At 37.6% G+C, this 17,521-nt stretch carries 14 protein-coding genes and 2 tRNA genes; 8 read left to right on the forward strand and 8 right to left on the reverse strand.

Translation table 11 applies throughout. The features are described from left to right. Positions 1 to 81 precede the first annotated feature (81 nt). The 3 genes from HXY53_05410 (at position 82) to HXY53_05420 (ending at position 2,249) form a co-directional block, all read left to right on the forward strand. Entirely contained in the window at positions 82 to 2,022 is a 1,941-nt protein-coding gene (locus HXY53_05410; GenBank protein NWF75999.1) for an aconitate hydratase, read from the forward strand. Positions 2,023 to 2,090: 68 nt separating this feature from the next. Beyond that, positions 2,091 to 2,166 (forward strand) — tRNA-Lys (locus HXY53_05415). A 5-nt stretch (positions 2,167 to 2,171) separates the two neighbouring features. Next, a tRNA-Glu gene (locus HXY53_05420) sits at positions 2,172 to 2,249 on the forward strand. A gap of 4 nt (positions 2,250 to 2,253) precedes the next feature. Here the strand turns inward: HXY53_05420 and HXY53_05425 are convergent. Together HXY53_05425 and HXY53_05430 are read right to left on the reverse strand one after the other, a co-directional pair. Further along, entirely contained in the window at positions 2,254 to 4,176 is a 1,923-nt protein-coding gene (locus HXY53_05425; protein ID NWF76000.1) for a diguanylate cyclase, read from the reverse strand. A 71-nt stretch (positions 4,177 to 4,247) separates the two neighbouring features. After that, entirely contained in the window at positions 4,248 to 4,997 is a 750-nt protein-coding gene (locus HXY53_05430) for a YdcF family protein (protein ID NWF76001.1), read from the reverse strand. A 236-nt stretch (positions 4,998 to 5,233) separates the two neighbouring features. Here HXY53_05430 and HXY53_05435 point away from each other — a divergent pair, with 236 nt between their 5' ends. The 4 genes from HXY53_05435 (at position 5,234) to aspS (ending at position 9,677) form a co-directional block, all read left to right on the forward strand. Beyond that, on the forward strand, positions 5,234 to 5,707 hold the full coding sequence (locus tag HXY53_05435) for a dCMP deaminase family protein (protein ID NWF76002.1): 474 nt from the start codon (positions 5,234 to 5,236) through the stop codon (positions 5,705 to 5,707). 58 nt (positions 5,708 to 5,765) lie between these two features. Beyond that, positions 5,766 to 6,764: a GDP-mannose 4,6-dehydratase gene (locus HXY53_05440; protein ID NWF76003.1), complete on the forward strand. Its 999-nt coding sequence runs from the start codon at positions 5,766 to 5,768 to the stop codon at positions 6,762 to 6,764. Between the two features lie 419 nt (positions 6,765 to 7,183). Next, a complete protein-coding gene (locus tag HXY53_05445) occupies positions 7,184 to 7,906 on the forward strand; it encodes an rRNA pseudouridine synthase (protein ID NWF76004.1) in 723 nt (240 codons plus the stop codon). Then, positions 7,896 to 9,677 carry an aspartate--tRNA ligase gene (aspS, locus tag HXY53_05450; GenBank protein NWF76005.1) on the forward strand — a complete coding sequence of 594 codons (1,782 nt, stop codon included), beginning with the start codon at positions 7,896 to 7,898 and terminating at the stop codon, positions 9,675 to 9,677. The genes HXY53_05445 and aspS overlap by 11 nt, the downstream gene beginning before the upstream one ends. Positions 9,678 to 9,681: 4 nt before the next feature. Here the strand turns inward: aspS and aroC are convergent, their stop codons facing one another. Continuing rightward, the gene (gene aroC, locus HXY53_05455; GenBank protein ID NWF76006.1) at positions 9,682 to 10,923 is read right to left on the reverse strand and encodes a chorismate synthase; all 1,242 of its coding nucleotides are present in this window, start codon (positions 10,921 to 10,923) and stop codon (positions 9,682 to 9,684) included. Between the two features lie 294 nt (positions 10,924 to 11,217). On the opposite strand from aroC, the gene HXY53_05460 reads away from it, so the two are divergent. Next, on the forward strand, positions 11,218 to 11,652 hold the full coding sequence (locus HXY53_05460; GenBank protein NWF76007.1) for a CPBP family intramembrane metalloprotease: 435 nt from the start codon (positions 11,218 to 11,220) through the stop codon (positions 11,650 to 11,652). A gap of 290 nt (positions 11,653 to 11,942) precedes the next feature. Here the strand turns inward: HXY53_05460 and HXY53_05465 are convergent, their stop codons facing one another. From HXY53_05465 to gspK, 5 genes are read right to left on the reverse strand one after another with little or no spacing between them, the layout of a single operon-like run. Next, positions 11,943 to 14,300 (reverse strand): S8 family serine peptidase, encoded by a 2,358-nt coding sequence (locus HXY53_05465; GenBank protein NWF76008.1) that lies wholly within the window; start codon positions 14,298 to 14,300, stop codon positions 11,943 to 11,945. Beyond that, positions 14,297 to 15,073, reverse strand: a complete 777-nt coding sequence (gspN, locus tag HXY53_05470) for a type II secretion system protein GspN (protein NWF76009.1) — start codon at positions 15,071 to 15,073, stop codon at positions 14,297 to 14,299. The genes HXY53_05465 and gspN overlap by 4 nt, the downstream gene beginning before the upstream one ends. Next, positions 15,070 to 15,576: a hypothetical protein gene (locus HXY53_05475; GenBank protein ID NWF76010.1), complete on the reverse strand. Its 507-nt coding sequence runs from the start codon at positions 15,574 to 15,576 to the stop codon at positions 15,070 to 15,072. Before HXY53_05475 ends, gspN begins: the two co-directional genes overlap by 4 nt. After that, entirely contained in the window at positions 15,573 to 16,634 is a 1,062-nt protein-coding gene (locus tag HXY53_05480) for a hypothetical protein (GenBank protein NWF76011.1), read from the reverse strand. Before HXY53_05480 ends, HXY53_05475 begins: the two co-directional genes overlap by 4 nt. Further along, the gene (gspK, locus tag HXY53_05485; GenBank protein NWF76012.1) at positions 16,634 to 17,521 is read right to left on the reverse strand and encodes a type II secretion system minor pseudopilin GspK; all 888 of its coding nucleotides are present in this window, start codon (positions 17,519 to 17,521) and stop codon (positions 16,634 to 16,636) included. Before gspK ends, HXY53_05480 begins: the two co-directional genes overlap by 1 nt.

Genomic DNA, 17,521 nt, shown 5'->3' on the forward strand with positions numbered 1-17,521 from the left:
TATTAAACCTTATATGGTAAATTTTAATCATTAATTGAAATATTACATTAAAATAAAAACCTTAATATCTGGAGGTTGATTTTGGGAAAAAATATTGTTGAAAAGATTTTTGAGACACACAAGATATACGGAGATCTGAAAACCGGCAACACTGTTGGATTAAAAGTTGACCATGTATATACACAGGATGCAACAGGTACTATGGCATGGCTTCAGTTCGAGGCTATTGGTATAGACAGGGTAAAAGTTCCTTTAGCTGTTTCTTATGTAGATCACAACATGATTCAATCAAATTACATGAATCCAGATGATCACCTTTTTCTCGAAACTGTAGCAGGACGCTATGGGGCTTTCTTTTCAAGACCGGGCAATGGGATAAGCCATCAGATTCACTTAGAACGTTTTGCTTCTCCTGGGAAAATTGCATTAGGAACTGACAGCCACACTCCAACAGGAGGAGGCATAGGCATGATTGCAATCGGCGTTGGGGGACTTGATGCAGCTACAGTTATGGCTGGGTTACCCTTTGAGATAAATATGCCCCAAATTGCTCTTGTTCGATTAAAGGGAAAACTTAACAGGCCATGGGTTACTGCTATGGATGTAATTCTGGAAATATTGAGGCAACTTACAGTAAAAGGTGGCGTTGGGAAGATAATTGAATATGGAGGCCCTGGTATAAAAGACCTTAGCGTCCCTGAAAGAGCGACTATAACTAACATGGGGGCAGAGCTGGGAGCTACAACATCCATTTTCCCGAGTGATCAAAGGACGAGATATTTCCTTAAGGCACAGGGAAGAGAATCTGAATGGATTGAACTGCAGGCTGATAAGGATGCTCAATATTCTGAGATTATCAATATTGATTTAAGCTCGATTGAACCGATGATAGCTATGCCTCACAGTCCTGACAATGTAGTCCCGATTAGAACAATTGCAGGGACAAAAATTGATCAGGTATGCATCGGCAGTTGCACAAATTCCTCATTACAGATTATGAAAACTGTTGCATCTATCCTCAGGAGTAATACAGTTGCAAAAGGGGTGAACCTGCTTATAAACCCCGGTTCAAAACAGGTTTACGAGATGCTTGCACGGAAAGGATTCCTCCAGCACATGATAGCTGCTGGTGCTCGCATACTCGAATGTTCTTGCGGCCCATGCATTGGTATGGGAGGGGCTCCTGGCACAGGTCAGATATCCATCCGTTCATATAACAGAAATTTTAAAGGAAGAAGCGGCAATAAAGATGCTTTTGTCTATCTTGCAAGTGCAATCTCTTGTGCTGTCTTTTCATTGAAAGGAGAAATTGTTGATCCGCGTTATTCTGGTATCAGCATTGAAAAATCCAGTGAACCTTCACATTATTTTATTAATGACAATATGATTATAAAGCCGCGGCAAGATACACATGATATTCAAGTCATAAAGGGGCCAAATATCAAGGAGGCTCCTATAAAAGATTCTATAGGCAATACAATAGAATCAGAAGTTTTACTGAAGCTCGGGGACAATATTACTACAGACGATATCATGCCTGCTGGTTCAATGATACTTCCATTACGTTCTAACATTCCTGCAATATCAGAATATGTTTTCCATACTATCGATAATACCTTCAGTGCAAGGGCAAAAGAGGCAAAGGAAAAGGGTGGAGGGATTATTGTTGGTGGTGAAAATTATGGGCAGGGCTCTTCAAGAGAACATGCTGCAATCGCACCCATGTTTCTAGGGATTCAGGCTGTAATAGCAAAATCCTTTGCCAGGATTCATCGCTCAAATTTGATAAACTTTGGTATAATTCCTCTGCTTTTCAAGAATGCTGGTGATTATGAGAAGATTGAACAAGGTGATATACTGATTATACAAAATATTAAACAGTCAATAACAGGTAATCAACAATATGCTGTGCAAGATCTTACTAAAATTTTTTATTTCGAATTAGAATCTAATCTAAATGAAAGGGAAAAACAGATTATTCTTTCAGGTGGATTACTGCCGTATACAAAGAAGCATGTTTAATGACTTAGCAGAATTTTCGAAAATTTGACAATCAACCTTTAAACAGGGTAAATTAAAAATCTAATTTCGGGCCGCTAGCTCAGCAGGTAGAGCAACGCCCTTTTAAGGCGTGGGTCGTTGGTTCGAATCCAACGCGGCTCACCACATGCGTCCCCATCGTCTAGCTCGGCCGAGGACATCGCCCTTTCAAGGCGGTAACACGGGTTCAAATCCCGTTGGGGACGCCAATTTTCATATGCTCACCTCAACACGATTCCTGCCTGCTTCCTTTGCCTTATATAATGCATCATCTGCTCTCTTCACAAAAGTATCTTCAATGTCGTATTGTCTGAATTCTGTTACACCGAAACTTACTGTTACCTTTTGATTTTTCTCAAAACTGTATTCCTCAACTGCCTTACGAATCCTCTCTGACAACACCTTTGCATTATTTAGATCCGTATTAGGAGAGAGAATTATAAATTCTTCTCCACCCCACCTTATGAGATAATCGGTTTCCCTCATGTTTTCTTTTACTATGTTCGTCAGTGTCTTTAATACATAATCACCGTATATATGCCCATGTGTGTCATTAATTCTTTTAAAGTGGTCGACATCAAACATTATCAGGGAGAGGGGATGGGAGTATCTTTTCACTCTGCTGATTTCTTTTTTTATCACTTCATCAAATTTTGTCCTGTTATAAGTATTTGTGAGAGTATCTGTCACTGCAAGATGCTCTAATCTTTTCTCCATCTGTTTACGAATGGTTATATCTCTCATAATTCCCCTGCAAATAGAAAATTTATTTCCTTTGAACGAAGGATTTATACTGCCCTCCACATATATTTCCCTACCGTCTTTCGAAATATAAACGGTCTCCATATGCTCAATACTTTCCCCATTTACAACTCTTTTAAAGGTTTCGATGCAATGAGGTATCTGATCTTTTCTTACTATATCAGTAAAGCGCATTTGCATTGCTTCTTCTTTTGTGTAACCTAATGTCTCGCACCATTTCCTGTTCACATCTAAAAATCTTCCTTCTGCGTCTACAATCTGTATCATATCGTTTGCATTTTTAAAGATATCCCTGAACTTCTCTTCACTTTCACGAAGTAACATATCTGCCCTGTTCAATTCCTCGAGCATTCTGTTCATCTCCTCGGAGAAGGTTGATAATTCGTCTCCACCCTCAACAGGGATACGCATTGTAAGGTCTCTTTTTATGGCTATATTTCTTACGTTCTTGCTAAGAGCTAATATTCTATTCAAAACCAGCTTATTTAAGAACAAAATTATTATTAGTCCTAAAAACAATCCTATTAAAATCAGCAAAAATATGAAAGAAAATATTGTCTTTGTTCCGTGTTGAAAAATATCTCTTTCAAGGTCTGCTCTCAGCATGAGTGCAGGATTACCGTAAATATCCTTCAGTATAGTGTAACCTGATATTTTTTTGTCATTTATCGGTATTGTAACTACTGGCTTTTCTTCTGATAGTAAAGATTTTGCTGACTTAAAATCTGTTGGCATATCAACAGAATCAAAACGTATAAAGGCAATTGGGAATTGTATATCTTTAATTATTCTTTGTATTTCTTCATCATCAAGAAAGCGTCCGAATATTAGTGCCCCCCTTACAGGTCCTTTGCCTTCACTGGTTAGAATAGGCCTCGAGGCAATCAACATCGGCCCTTCTGTGAGGAGTATTATACCTGTGTGTTTGCTTTGAATATTATCATGCATTAAAAGCAGCCTGTTTTCTGAAAGATGAGCAAGAAGGCTTTGTGGCATAGAAATTTCTTTTCCATTCAACAAATCAAAGGCTTTGCTGTAAACAATATTGCCTGATGAATTGATAAATAGCATGACATTAATTTCAAGCTCTGAAAATGTCTTATCTGATGGATTTGTTTTGATATATTCAGGATTTCTGTTTTGAATAAAAGCATATGTGTCATCCCAGTTAGCCCAGTCACCTGTTTTGCTGTCTATAACTTCAAGACTGTGGGCAATTGAACGAAGAGCAATCTGAATGTGCTTTTTAGTATCCTTATCCTCAAGTTTCTTAAAACTTCCAAGGAGAAAAATTCTTGCTGAGATATAAAAAATGGAAATGGCACAAATAAGTGAAATCAGTATTATTATTAATGTCTTTTTCCGAAGGGTCATCTTACTCACTAAACTACGCTTCCTTCTTCATGTTTCCTGTGCTTTTCAAGTTGTTTGTTCAATTAAATTTTTTATATGTCCCCTTTTAAAAAATATCCTCCATAGGCTATCAATTCATAAAAAAACCTGTCTGTTTTTATTAACCCATCAATGGTCGGGACAAAAGACTCCCAGTCAAATTCGCTCTCCTTAGTTACTGAAAAAACATCGGGGTGCAGGCTCTGTTTTTTGAACATTGCAAAAGCTCGGCGCATGTGCATTTCAGAAGTAACAATCAAGATTTCTTTTAATTTCTTTTCTTCAACATATTTCTTAATACTTTTTACTTCATCAAGCGTTCTTTTAATCTGACCATAAATATGCACTTGTTCACCCCTTAGTCCCAAATCAGCCAAAAGCTTGCTTACATATTTACCCTCACTGTATGTCTCGTAGACCCAATCGCCAATAAGGAGAAGCTTCGCATGACCTGTTTTAACAAAGTATGCTCCTGCAAGCAGCCTGTCAGAATTTTCATTGGCAGCGAAAAAGTCATTTGTTATATATGGCAAATCTTTCCTGTCTAAATACCATTCTGCATTACTTACTCCAGAAAGAACTATTACCGCGTCATACACTTTTTTATTATTGTAAGTATCTTCTATCTTCCATAATTTAGAAAAGGCATATCCGGTAAAAGTTATGCTTATGAGATAAAAATATACCAGTATCACGATAGTAATTTTAACCCTGTGTTTTTTTATGAATAGCTGAGTAAACATTCCGATTATGACATATAGGAGAGGATTCTTTAGAAATTTACCTATGTCCTGTATTTCCACGATATATCAATAATAATCTGAAATTTAGTTATACTCAAATCCAGTGATAAAGCGGTGTCATTCCGAGCGGAGCAATGTATTAAGCGATTATGCTGCTTATCGCTGAATTTAGTTATAATCTATTTGTCATAGTATAGAGCATGATGAAGAGCAAAGCAACGCCATGCATTATCATAATAATCTTGCTAAAATTACCTCCTTGTAAGCCAATAAGTATGTGAGCTATTATAATGGCAATGAAAAAACATAAGAAGCTCAGACCCGATTGGGATGAATACTTTATTAATATAGCTAAGGTTGTTTCAACAAGAGCCACCTGTCTGAGAAGAAGATATGGGGCTGTTATCACAAAAGATAATATAATCGTAAGTACTGGTTATAATGGGGCTCCAGCAGGAATGAAAGATTGTCTCGAAGTAGGCAGATGCACAAGAAAAGAACTCCAGATCCCGCATGGTGAACGATATGAACTCTGTCACAGTGTTCATGCAGAGGCAAACGCAATCATCCGTGCTTCTGTAGATGAGTTAAATGGAGCAACAATGTATATCGCTGGCACTGATAAGGAGAGTGGTCAATGCAATTCCGAACCTTGCATGATGTGCAAGAGGATGATATTGAATGCAAGGATTTCAAAGGTTGTTTATTCAGACGGGAAGAATGGATTTGTTGTAGTTAATCCAATTGAATGGATTAAAAAAAGGGTATAGTCTATTATCAAGATTCTTACAGAATGTTTAGACTATTAATTAATTTAGGAGTGAATTCATGCAAACTATTATTGTAACAGGCTGTGGAGGTTTCATCGGGTGGAAGGTATCTGAAAAACTTCTTGATAATAACATCAATGTTATCGGGATAGACAATATCAACGACTATTATGATCCACGCTTGAAGGAATGGAGACTCCAACAGTTAAAAGTCAAAAGCAAAAAATTGAAAGTTAAAAAGGGCGCAGAATTTATTTTTAAAAAATGTGATATCGGAAATTTTAATACAGTTAAAAAAATTTTCTCCTCTCACAAAATTGATGCGGTTATCAATCTTGCTGCAAGAGCCGGGGTGAGGGCTTCTGTTGAAGATCCATGGGTATATCTCGAAACTAACACAAAAGGCACTTTGAACCTCCTTGAATGCTGCAAAGACAACGGAGTAAAAAAATTCGTTCTTGCATCCACTTCGAGCCTTTATGGACTTAACGAGATGCCGTTCAGGGAGTCAGATAAAACGGATTCCCCACTTGCGCCTTATTCCGCAACAAAGAAGGGTGCTGAAGTTCTTTGTTATAGCTATCATTATTTGTATAAACTTGATATCAGCATTCCAAGATACTTCACTGTTTACGGGCCTGCGGGCAGGCCTGATATGAGCATATTCATATTCATCAAAAATATAGACAATGGCATTCCCATTAAAGTCTTTGGAGATGGAAAACAAAAAAGAGATTTTTCATATGTTGATGATATAGCTGATGGGACTTTACATTGTCTTGAACCTTTCGGTTACGAGATTTTCAATCTTGGCAATGACAACCCTATTGAACTTCTCCACGTGATACATCTTATTGAAGAGGCTTTAGGTAAAAAGGCGGTATTGAATTTTTTGCCGAGACATCCTGCTGATGTTGTTGCAACATGGGCAGATATAGAAAAATCCAGAAAGATCCTGAACTGGTATCCGAAAACCACTATTGAGGAAGGTATTAAAAAAACTGTTGATTGGTATTTTGAAAACAGGGACTTTATAAATAGTCTGAAAAACCCTTAATCCTAAAATCTATCTGCTTTTCTAACATATACATTTCTAACCCACTTAATTCATAAATTCCCCCTTAGTCCCCCTTTACCCAAAAATGTAATTGAATAATGCAGATGTTGCGAGAAAATTTATTTTTCGATACCTTAGTGTTCCTTTAACTAATGGTTTTGCGAATATTTTTATCCATAAAACAATTAAAATAAATCCGATAATTCATCGAGTTAAAGAAATTTTTGAGCAATGTCTGCATTATTCGGGTTTAGCAAGGGGGGAATTAAAGTGGGGAGTGAGGCGAAATACCTCGGAAGTCAAAGACCGAAAATGAGCAAAAATTCTATGCTTGTTAGCCATAGTTTATGAATGATAATTTGGTCTAAATATTCTGGCCAATAATTATCTATATTGTTTTTATGTTATCATTTATTCTTATGGAAAAAAGACTTCAAAAGATAATATCAGAGATGGGTATTGCATCCAGAAGAAAAGCTGAGGAGTTGATTCTTGAAGGCAGGGTTACGGTGAATGGACATATTGCACATATCGGGATGAAAGCAGACACGAATAAAGACCACATTAAGGTTGACGGGAAACTTCTTATCAAACCTGAACAAAAAGTTTATTTGATATTTAACAAACCCAGGAATGTTGTAACAACACTACATGATCCTGAAGGAAGGCCAGCAGTAAAAGATTTCTTAAAAGGTATAAAATATAAAGTCTTTCCTGTAGGGAGACTTGATTACGATTCAGAAGGCCTGCTTCTACTTACTAACGACGGCGATTTTGCTCATGCGATTCTTCATCCTTCTAAAAAAATACCAAAGACATATCTTGTTAAGGTAAAAGACCTCCCTGAAAATGATAAATTAGATAAAATACGAAAGGGCATAAAACTTGATGATTGGATAACATCACCTGCTAAGGTAAAAATAATAAGAAAATCAGAGAATAATTCCTGGCTCGAACTTACAATATATGAAGGAAAAAAAAGACAGATTAAAAGAATGTTAGAAAAGATCGGGCATCCTGTTTTAAAGCTTAAGAGGATTAAGATTGATGGCATAGAATTAGGAGACCTTCCATCGGGTAAATATAGATTTTTAAGACCTGAAGAGATAAAAAAAATTAGGGGGATTATTTATGGTTCGTGATAAAGGATGTGGAGAGATTCGCGAGTCTGACATCGGTAAAAATTTAACTCTTTGTGGTTGGGTTTTCAGACGCAGAGACCACGGAGGACTCATCTTTATAGATCTTCGTGACAGAAGCGGGATATTACAGGTTGTTTTTAGCACTGATGTCTCTGGTGCTGTCCATGAGCAGGCACATAACCTTAGAAGTGAATATGTCATCTCTGTTTCAGGCGAAATCAGGAAAAGGCCAGAAGGCACTGAAAATCCCTACATGCAAACAGGAACAGTTGAGATGTATGTAAATAAGCTCGATATTCTGAATGAATCAACCACTTTACCTTTCAGTATAGAAGATGCAGCAGAGGCCTCTGAGGCACTGAGATTGAAACACCGTTATCTTGACCTCAGAAGGCCTGAAATGCAGCAGAATCTAATAATTCGTCATAAAGTCGCAAAAGTGATAAGAGATTACCTCGATGAAAAAGGGTTCATCGAGATAGAAACCCCGATGCTCACCAAGTCTACACCAGAAGGTGCACGCGATTATCTTGTGCCAAGTCGGCTGAATCCTGGACATTTCTATGCACTTCCTCAATCTCCTCAACTCTTCAAACAGATATTGATGATTTCTGGTCTTGAAAAATATTTTCAGATAGTCAAGTGCTTCAGGGATGAAGACTTGCGTGCAGACAGACAGCCCGAATTCACCCAGGTTGATCTTGAGATGTCTTTTGTAAAAGAAAATAATATTATAGAAATCATTGAAGGCATGATGAACCGCATCTTCAGAGATGTCCTTAATATTGCTCTTGATATTCCATTTAAGAGGTTGAGCTTTCATGAATCAATAGAGAGATTCGGGAATGACAAGCCTGATCTGCGTTTCAGCCTTGAGCTTAAAGAGATGGCTGATTTAGTAGTAAACGGTAAATTCAAGGTATTTCTCGATGCCATTAATTCCGGTGGAAGGGTAAAGGCAATTTGTGGCAAAGGAATGGCAAGTCTTTCAAGAAAAGAAATAGATATGTTGACAGAAGAAGCTATCTCGTACGGAGCAAAAGGTCTTGCATGGATAAAGGTCAAAAATGGATTTGAATCCCCGATAATAAAATTCTTCTCTGATCAAATACTTAAACAGATGGCACAACGGTTAGAGGCTGAAGAAGGGGATCTGATGCTCTTTGTTGCTGATAATGAAAAGGTTGTCCACGATGTATTGAGCAGGATAAGACTCGAACTTGGCAGGAGGCTAAATCTCATACAAGCGGGATATCAATTTGTCTGGATCACAGATTTCCCCCTGCTTGAATGGAATTATGAAGAAAACCGTTTTGAGGCAATGCACCATCCTTTTACATCACCGACAGATGATGATGTTGAAAAAATGCTTTCAGGTGATATAAGTAATAAAGATTTGCTCCTTTCATTTAAAGCAAAGGCATACGATATAGTGCTCAATGGATATGAGATAGGAGGCGGCAGTATACGTATTCACAGGAGTGATATTCAGAAGAAGATGTTCGAAATACTTGGTATATCAGAAGAAGAGGCACGGTCGAAATTCGGTTTCCTTCTGGATGCACTTGAATTTGGTACTCCGCCACATGGAGGTATAGCTCTGGGATTTGATCGTCTGGTGATGATTATGGTTGGTGCTTCATCTATCAGAGACGTAATCGCATTCCCGAAAACACAAAAGGCATTCTGCCTCATGAGCGGCAGCCCTTCACCTGTTGATCCAAAGCAGCTCAGAGAGCTTTATATCAAACTAAACGTGCCTGAAGTATAGCAGGCTAATAATTTTTTATATATTTAAGATATGATTTGTAATTGCGTTTTGTTTCGGTCATACTGTCGCCGCCGAATTTTTCGAGAAAGGCATCTGCAAGAGTGAGAGCAACCATTGATTCCCCTATTACACCTGCAGCAGGGACTGCGCAAATGTCGGAACGTTCATAAACAGCTTTAACCTGTTTTTTTGTTTTTATATCAACAGAGTGGAGAGGCTTTCTCTGGGTTGGGATTGGTTTCATTGCAGCACGCAGGACAACCGGCATACCATTTGTCATTCCACCTTCAATCCCACCTGCAAAGTTTGTATTTCTGTAAAAACCAGCTATATTCTGTTCAGAGGTACTACCCCCCCCACCCCCCTCCTTGATAAGGTGGGGCTTAAGAGGTTCATAAAATATCTCATCCATAACCTCTGAACCAAATCTTCTGCTCATCTCAAATCCAAAACCTATCTCCACCCCTTTAATGGCCTGAATGCTCATCAATGCATACGCAAGCCTTGCATCAAGGCGTCTGTCCCATTGGATATGACTGCCAAGGCCAACAGGCATACCAATTGCAAAGACCTCAAATATCCCTCCAAGAGAATTGCCATCTTTAATAGCTTCATCTATAAGCTTTATCATCTTTTTAGAAACAGATTGATCAGGACATCTAACAGGAGACTTCTCGGCTTTTTTAAAGATGTTCTGAAATTCTTCTCCACTGAAATTCTGACTTCTGACTTCCAACTTCTGACTTCCGATTTGTATAACATAGCTGCCTATCTTTATATTAAAAGTTGAAAGAAACTTCTTTGCTATTGCGCCAATAGCCACTCTCATAGCTGTCTCACGAGCACTTGACCTCTCAAGTATATTTCTTATGTCATCATGGCCGTATTTCATTACACCAGCAAGGTCAGCATGACCGGGTCGAGGATGCGTTATCTTCCCTAACTCTATGCTCTGCGCTCTATGCTCTGCGCTCATAACATCCTGCCAGTTTTTATAATCTTTATTCTCAATAAGAATGGCTATAGGAGAACCAAGGGTTCTGCCTGATCTAACACCAGAAAGGATTTCTGCATGGTCTGATTCTATCTTCATCCTCCCGCCACGGCCATATCCTCCCTGTCTTCTCTTGAGCTCGATGTCAATCTCCTCTGAAGAGATTGGAAGCCCTGCAGGGATTCCTTCAAAGATTCCTGTTAAAGCTTTACCATGAGATTCACCGGCGGTTATATGTCTAAGCCTAAACATATTTACAAATAATTTTTGACAGTATACCACAATTGCAGCATAATTTTTAGTTAACAGAAGGACTTGAAAATGTCATTGCGAGGGCTTTAGCACGAAGCAATCTCAAAGACAAGATTCCTCACTTCGCTCGGAATGACATTCTCAGAGTAAAAATAAATATTTTAAACTATTATAAACTAATTGACTATGAACATTAAAAGCATATCAGGTTATATTTTACTGCTGATAATTTCTATTATCGTATATTCATTAAGACCTGCAAATTTTCACTACTTAAATATATTGCCTCTGTTCATGATTCTCTACCCGGTATTTGTCAGGCATAGGATTAAAATTGCATTTTCATTAAAGGCTCTTTCCATCGGTCTTTGTGTTTCAGCTCTTATTTTAATCCCCTACTATTTTCTCTTTGGAGAAAGTGAAGGGAAGATTACTCTGTATGCAATCCTGTTTCAACTTATAGGGATTGCTTTACCTGAAGAATTCTTTTTCAGGGGATTTCTACAGGATTCAATGGGTAAGACCATTAAAGCGGTTATTTTCGTAAGTCTACTTTTTTCAATTGCACATCTTCCTAAAGCGATATTCTCTCATGAGTGGATATCACTCCTTAGCTTTTTCCCTTCGCTCGTTATGGGCTGGCTTTATATGAAAACAAATAATATCCTTCCAGGAACTATTTTCCACTTTCTGGCTAATGTGGTACAAAGCATAGTAACAATTCAGTGAAGCCGATAAAAAATTGACACTTTTCACTATTATGACACAGCCTCCAAACCAAATAATAACAGGGGATAGAGTATTTGAGCGGATTTTTTTGCCGATAGTCATACAGTATGTATATTAAAGAATCAAGAGGCAAAAACCTCGCAGGGCGATAGCCCGAGAATGAGCGCACATACTCTATCCCCTGTTATTATGCATCAACTTTGTGAATAATCCAGTCAGAACTGAGTTCGCTATGAATAATCAGGTATAATTGCAGCTACAGGGTTAAGCCTGAGTATATTCTTCGCAAGCTAAAGTTTGCGGCTACATTTCCGTCTATCTCTTCTGAACCTTATGATTATCCATACAGCTACCAATGGCATGAAGAGGAACAATGTATCTGCAATGGCGGTCTGATAGTTTTGAACCATGCCGACAGAACAACCACCGCCTCTGCCTCCATCGTCATTATCTGTAGTTGATTGAAAAGTTGTAGCGATTGCTTCTTCAGAGGGTAAAGATTCTCCTCCATTATTGTATGCTTTTATACGATAGAAATAAGTTGTTCCTGATGAAAGCCCACTGTCTGAATATGCAGTAATATTTGCTCCCACTGTTGCGATTACGTTATATGTTCCGCCTGAGCCTTTTTTACGCTCTATCCTGAAGCCTGATTCATTCAAAGAATTATCTGTCCATGCAAGGTCTATCTGACTGCCTGAAAATGGCGTTGCTATGAGGCCTGATGGAGCTGGCGGTATAATATAACCCATTGCATTGGAAGCATTCAGTCTACCGCCGGTCAATGTTATTCCGGCAAGACTTGAGACAGGGTCAACGCTTTTCAAAATGATATCTTTTATCTCTTTAAAGGATAACGATGGATTCACCGAGAGTATTAGCCCTGCAACACCTGAAACATATGGGGCTGCCATTGATGTGCCATCCCATCCGTGCGATTCATATGTATAATTACTTATGGATATTGATTCTCTTTCAATGAGAACTTCATCAATAAAAACCCCATTGGCACTGCCTAATGGACTGGATTCTAATCCAAATCCAAAATAAAAGCTATCGAGAATATCCACAATAGATGTAATAGCATCTGTAGAATATAGAATAAATTTCCCAAATGTATATCCATTTATACTGTCAAACCACTCCCAGTCTGTTCCGTCCAGCGAAAAATTGACATTGAGATAATCAAAAGTCAGGGGATTCACAAAACCCTTCCATTTGAATGACAGGGTATATAGATTATTCTTAACGGATGGGATTGCTGTCATATAGCCTGCCCAGGAGTTCGTATTCGGAAGATAAAACCCGCCAGGACTATCTTCAAGACTATTAGTTCCATTCACTCCAGTCTGTTCAGTAACTGCCCAGCTAGAATTTATTCCACCGCGTGCCCAACCCAGCAAAGGCAGTTCTCCTGAATCACTATCAAAATTCTCACTGTAAACTGCAACAGGCAGACCATAAACAAATTGGGGGATGGTGCTGTATATGCTTACTCCCGGAGCCCCCAGATCAACCGATTTTGCGCCATAGTTAGAAAAAGAGGCGATATTATCCCTGTCATCTGTTGCAGCAACTGAAATGATATTCGGGAGATTATAGCTTGCAGGATAGGTTGGTTCAATGTCATTATTATTTGCCTCATTCCCGGCTGCCGCTACAAATAGCACCCCTTTTCCCCTGGCATAATCTATAGCATCATAAAGCGCATTTGAATATTCATAACCTGCCCAGCTTGCATTTATGATGCGTGCTCCGTTGTCAGTAGCATAAACAATTGCATCTGCTGCATCCAAAGTATCACCGGTGCCACTCACTCCCAGGAAACGGATCGGCATAATCTTTACTGTCCATATTACTCCTGTGCTTCCAAGGCCATTATCCCCAGATGCCCCTATAATTCCAGCAACATGTGTCCCGTGTGAGTCTAAGTCAAGTGGATAACCGTCATTATCAATAAAATCCCATCCATAAATGTCATCAACATATCCATTACTGTCATCATCAACACCTGTTTTCCCACTATGCTCTGCTGTATTTGTCCAAATATTTCCTGTAAGATCAGGATGATTATAAGCAACACCTGAATCAATAACGGCTATAATAATATCTCTCGAACCATTTGTTACGTTCCATGCCTCTACAGCATCGATATCAGCATCTAACACTCCGCCGGTCTGCCCTGTATTGTTTAATCCCCAGATAAGTGGAAAACCTGGATCATTCGGTAAGGCAGTCGTTTTTATGATATAATTCGGCTCTGCATATTCAACATCAGTATCAACTCGATATTGGCTTATAAGAGCTTCAACAGTCATATTATCAGGGACCTTTAATTTATGAACACCTATTTTTTTTATCTCTCTTAATCGTGTAACTCCCGATGACTTAAGAAGTGTAGATATTTTTGCTGCACCTGCTGATTCCCTGAATTTCACGATTATTTCGCCCGGAACATAACCGGTCTTTATTTCAGGGTTGACTGTATAGCCCTGTCGATTAACCTTTTTAACTTCTGCCCCACCATCTGAGTTAACCGCTATGTTCAATTGCTCTTCTCCACTACATGAAATAAGATTCAGTGTTAAAACTAAAAATATTATGTACCTGACCATCTTTCCCACAATATATTCAGCAATAGAAATCATAATTTCCCTCTTAATGGAACAACATAATATCCGGGTGAAACTTCATATCTTTTTAATACCTCTGAGAATAAAGGGTTATCTATAAAAGACTTTCCGGGCATCAATTCAATATTGATATTATAAAAAGTATCTTTGATATCGCCTTTTATCCTTGCATAAATATCAATCCCCTCAAGTGTAACAGAATTAATGAAAATTTCTTTCCCTCTTATATTAAGCGAACCTATAACTTTTTGAAAGTAATTCAGCGGAACAGATATCCCTGAAAAAATAGCGCTCTCAAGAGCAATATCCTTCGAAAAAAATTCAATAAAACCTGTATTGTCATTCATTACAAATCTACCTGAAATTGATCCATCCCCTTTTATTCCTGCAATACTAAAAAAGGGTATATTTTTTATTCTTGCATCTCTAAAATCCAGAGATATATGCTTTTTATTTCTGGCAATATCCATTTTTCCATTCATATTGCCTCCGCTTACTTGCCCATTAAATGATAGCCTTAAATTCATAAACACAAGTACCCATGGTTGAAGTGAACAGGATATATCATTTAAGTAGACCAATTCCTCTTTACGACCGAGCAGTGTCAGTCTATTTATGGTGAAACTATAAAATAATCCCTTTTTTAGACTTTCGACCTCTACTGATAGCTCATTAGTTGAAATAGATTTCTCTACAAAAGACTTCAGTATATGTTCTGGGAAAGCAAACCAGACACCCCAGACAAAAGAAGGTATAGCGACGAGAAAAATAATTAAGACTTTTTTCACTGCGATTTGAGAAAAGAAAGAGAAAGGTTGATATTCAGGAGTTCTGGATTTTCAAAAGCTTTTTTTATAGAAACTTTCTTTATCGTTAGACGCATTGGAACATTTTTGATTTTATAAAATATGTTTACCATTTCATTCATGGTAACTTTTTCTATAGAAACTTCAGCATCTTCGATTATCCCTTCTTTTGTTTCAATCTTCCCTGTAGATTTAATTGAACCAACTCTGTCCTTGAGCCCAAGCGATAGAAACACATCATCTACTGCCTGAATAATACCTTGAACCTGTGACAGATTTTTTTTATCTTCAACATAGTCCATTTTCTTCTTAAGTGATAGAAATTCTTCTCTAAGCATTATCATATCTTTTTGTTGACTTTTCAGGGTGTTTAACTCTTTTTTTGCAGATGAAAGAATGGAAAGTTCATACGCACATAAAAAAATAAACACTAAAATCACTATTATAACTATAAGAAATCTTCTGTTTTTTAATAAACCCTTCATACCTTTTCTTTTACAGTTATGGTGAACAACATATTACCGCTGGCTGATGTCCTTGAATCTGAAATGGAGACTTCATCAAAGAACTCTTCAAGCCTTACCTGCATCTCCTGTATTGCACTTAATGAAGGCGCTTCCCCCTTCAAGATCAGATTCTGCTTATCAATTATAATTTCATTAAATACAACACCCCTTTTTTCAATCTGAGATATCCTGAGAAGAGAATCGAGGGGATCAACCCCGAGAAAGAGTGCTTCTTTGTTTTTTAGTTCTTTCAGATGAGCTTTCAGCTGATGAGGTGCATTTACGATATTCTTTTCTTCAGGAAATATATCCGTATATGTTTTACGCATAGTATTTTGCAAAAAAGCAACCTCTCTCTTTGTTGAGATTATTCTGAACAAAAGATCAAAAACTAAAATCAATGCAATAAGCAGGATAAGCACTACACTTATCTTCATAGATTTCTTAATTTTTTCACTATCACGTGTATATGAGAATTCATCCTTTCTTAAATTTATAGATGGATTAAACATCTCTTCTATAGCCAGAGCTATTCTGCCTTGGTTGTCTGTTATATCCGGTGAAAAAAGTTTATCCAGACTGAAATCTTTGAGTATTTTTCTTAACTCAAGAGAGGTTATAAAAACAGGGTCTATATTATGTGACTTTAATTGTGCAAGCATCCCTTCTATCATTTTTTTTTCAGCATAGACAGCAAGCACCTGATATTTACCGCTTGATGAATCAACAACAATATCATCAAATATTACACTATCTATGCCTCCCAGAATCATTCCATCAAGTTCAAAAGGAAGCACTTCTCTTATCCTTTCTTTATCAGAAAATGGCAGATCAACGATTCTGAAGTTCAGATAGCTAACTGGCAAACTCAGATAAGCATCTTCAAAATCTATTATTAGATCACTAAAAGAAAAAAGACCTTTTTCAGTAATAGGGTATTTTTTACTTTCCAGTAATTCATACCTATTGCCTTTCAGCTCGAATACAAGAAATGTAATTTCCTTTTCCCGAACATCAATAAAAAGAGATTTTCCCATTAATATTCCTTCCAGAATTTCAGTATAGTAGAGGAAAGAGGCGATTTATAAACAACTGCTTCTATAATTGTTCTGACCCCATTGGAGAATGCCTGAGCATATATCTTAAAATGGTCTCCCTTTACACTGATCTGATTTGCCCCAAAAGTGGTTCCGGCAAAATTGTTGAACTCATTTATATCCCGGAAAGGCATACCTATTCTATACTTGATAATCTTCCCTGCAAGCTCCTCTGTTATCGAGTCAGAAATACACATCAAAACTGGTTTTTCAGCGCCGTTTACATTAATTATCAAGTTATCCCTGTTTCCATAAACAGTAACATATGGCATTAATTTATCATAATCGTCTCTGGTGATTCCATTTATAAGCAGTAATTCGTCTATACTAATAAGATCAGCATTTTTTGCGTTTATTTCTGAATCACTTAGTTCAGCAGCACTATCACGGTCTATCCAGTCAACTATTCTGTCTGCAATATTCTCTTTCAAAGACAGAGTTTTTAATAGTCTTTTAAAAGCATCATAAGCAATCGGATTTTTCATATCTCCTCTGGGATAAACTATAGTATTAATATTAAACTTTGAGTTTTCGTCTTGAATTCTTACTGCGATTACGCCCTGAAAATCCTCAAAAGGATTTTCAACAGGCAATTCAATAGCTCCTGGAGTGAAAGATTGTGTATCAACCCATTCTGACAGATATTTTGCCGATACATTTATTCCTGATTTTGCCATTAGTGAGAGCCTCTGTGCATCACGCCAATTATAGATATTGCTTGTCGCTATATAGACTCCATAGGAAAACTCCACTACCATAGCGGTGATTAGGGCAACCGCAAGGAGTGTTACCACCAATGCAATACCCTGTTGATTTTTAATAAGCAT

It is taken from the genome of Nitrospirota bacterium (assembly GCA_013388455.1).
Classification (GTDB): Bacteria; Nitrospirota; Thermodesulfovibrionia; order Thermodesulfovibrionales; family SM23-35; genus JACAFF01.

What these genes read in the sequence shown, in the direction of transcription:
- HXY53_05425 (NWF76000.1), bottom strand. Translation starts at nt 4,176, where the DNA reads ATGACCCTTCGGAAAAAGACATTAATAATAATACTGATTTCACTTATT.
- HXY53_05435 (NWF76002.1), top strand. Translation starts at nt 5,234, where the DNA reads ATGAAAAAACATAAGAAGCTCAGACCCGATTGGGATGAATACTTTATT.
- HXY53_05440 (NWF76003.1), top strand. Translation starts at nt 5,766, where the DNA reads ATGCAAACTATTATTGTAACAGGCTGTGGAGGTTTCATCGGGTGGAAG.
- HXY53_05445 (NWF76004.1), top strand. Translation starts at nt 7,184, where the DNA reads ATGGAAAAAAGACTTCAAAAGATAATATCAGAGATGGGTATTGCATCC.
- aspS (NWF76005.1), top strand. Translation starts at nt 7,896, where the DNA reads ATGGTTCGTGATAAAGGATGTGGAGAGATTCGCGAGTCTGACATCGGT.
- aroC (NWF76006.1), bottom strand. Translation starts at nt 10,923, where the DNA reads ATGTTTAGGCTTAGACATATAACCGCCGGTGAATCTCATGGTAAAGCT.
- HXY53_05460 (NWF76007.1), top strand. Translation starts at nt 11,218, where the DNA reads ATGATTCTCTACCCGGTATTTGTCAGGCATAGGATTAAAATTGCATTT.
- HXY53_05465 (NWF76008.1), bottom strand. Translation starts at nt 14,300, where the DNA reads ATGATTTCTATTGCTGAATATATTGTGGGAAAGATGGTCAGGTACATA.
- HXY53_05475 (NWF76010.1), bottom strand. Translation starts at nt 15,576, where the DNA reads ATGAAGGGTTTATTAAAAAACAGAAGATTTCTTATAGTTATAATAGTG.
- HXY53_05480 (NWF76011.1), bottom strand. Translation starts at nt 16,634, where the DNA reads ATGGGAAAATCTCTTTTTATTGATGTTCGGGAAAAGGAAATTACATTT.
- gspK (NWF76012.1), bottom strand. Translation starts at nt 17,521, where the DNA reads ATGCTTATTAAAAATCAACAGGGTATTGCATTGGTGGTAACACTCCTT.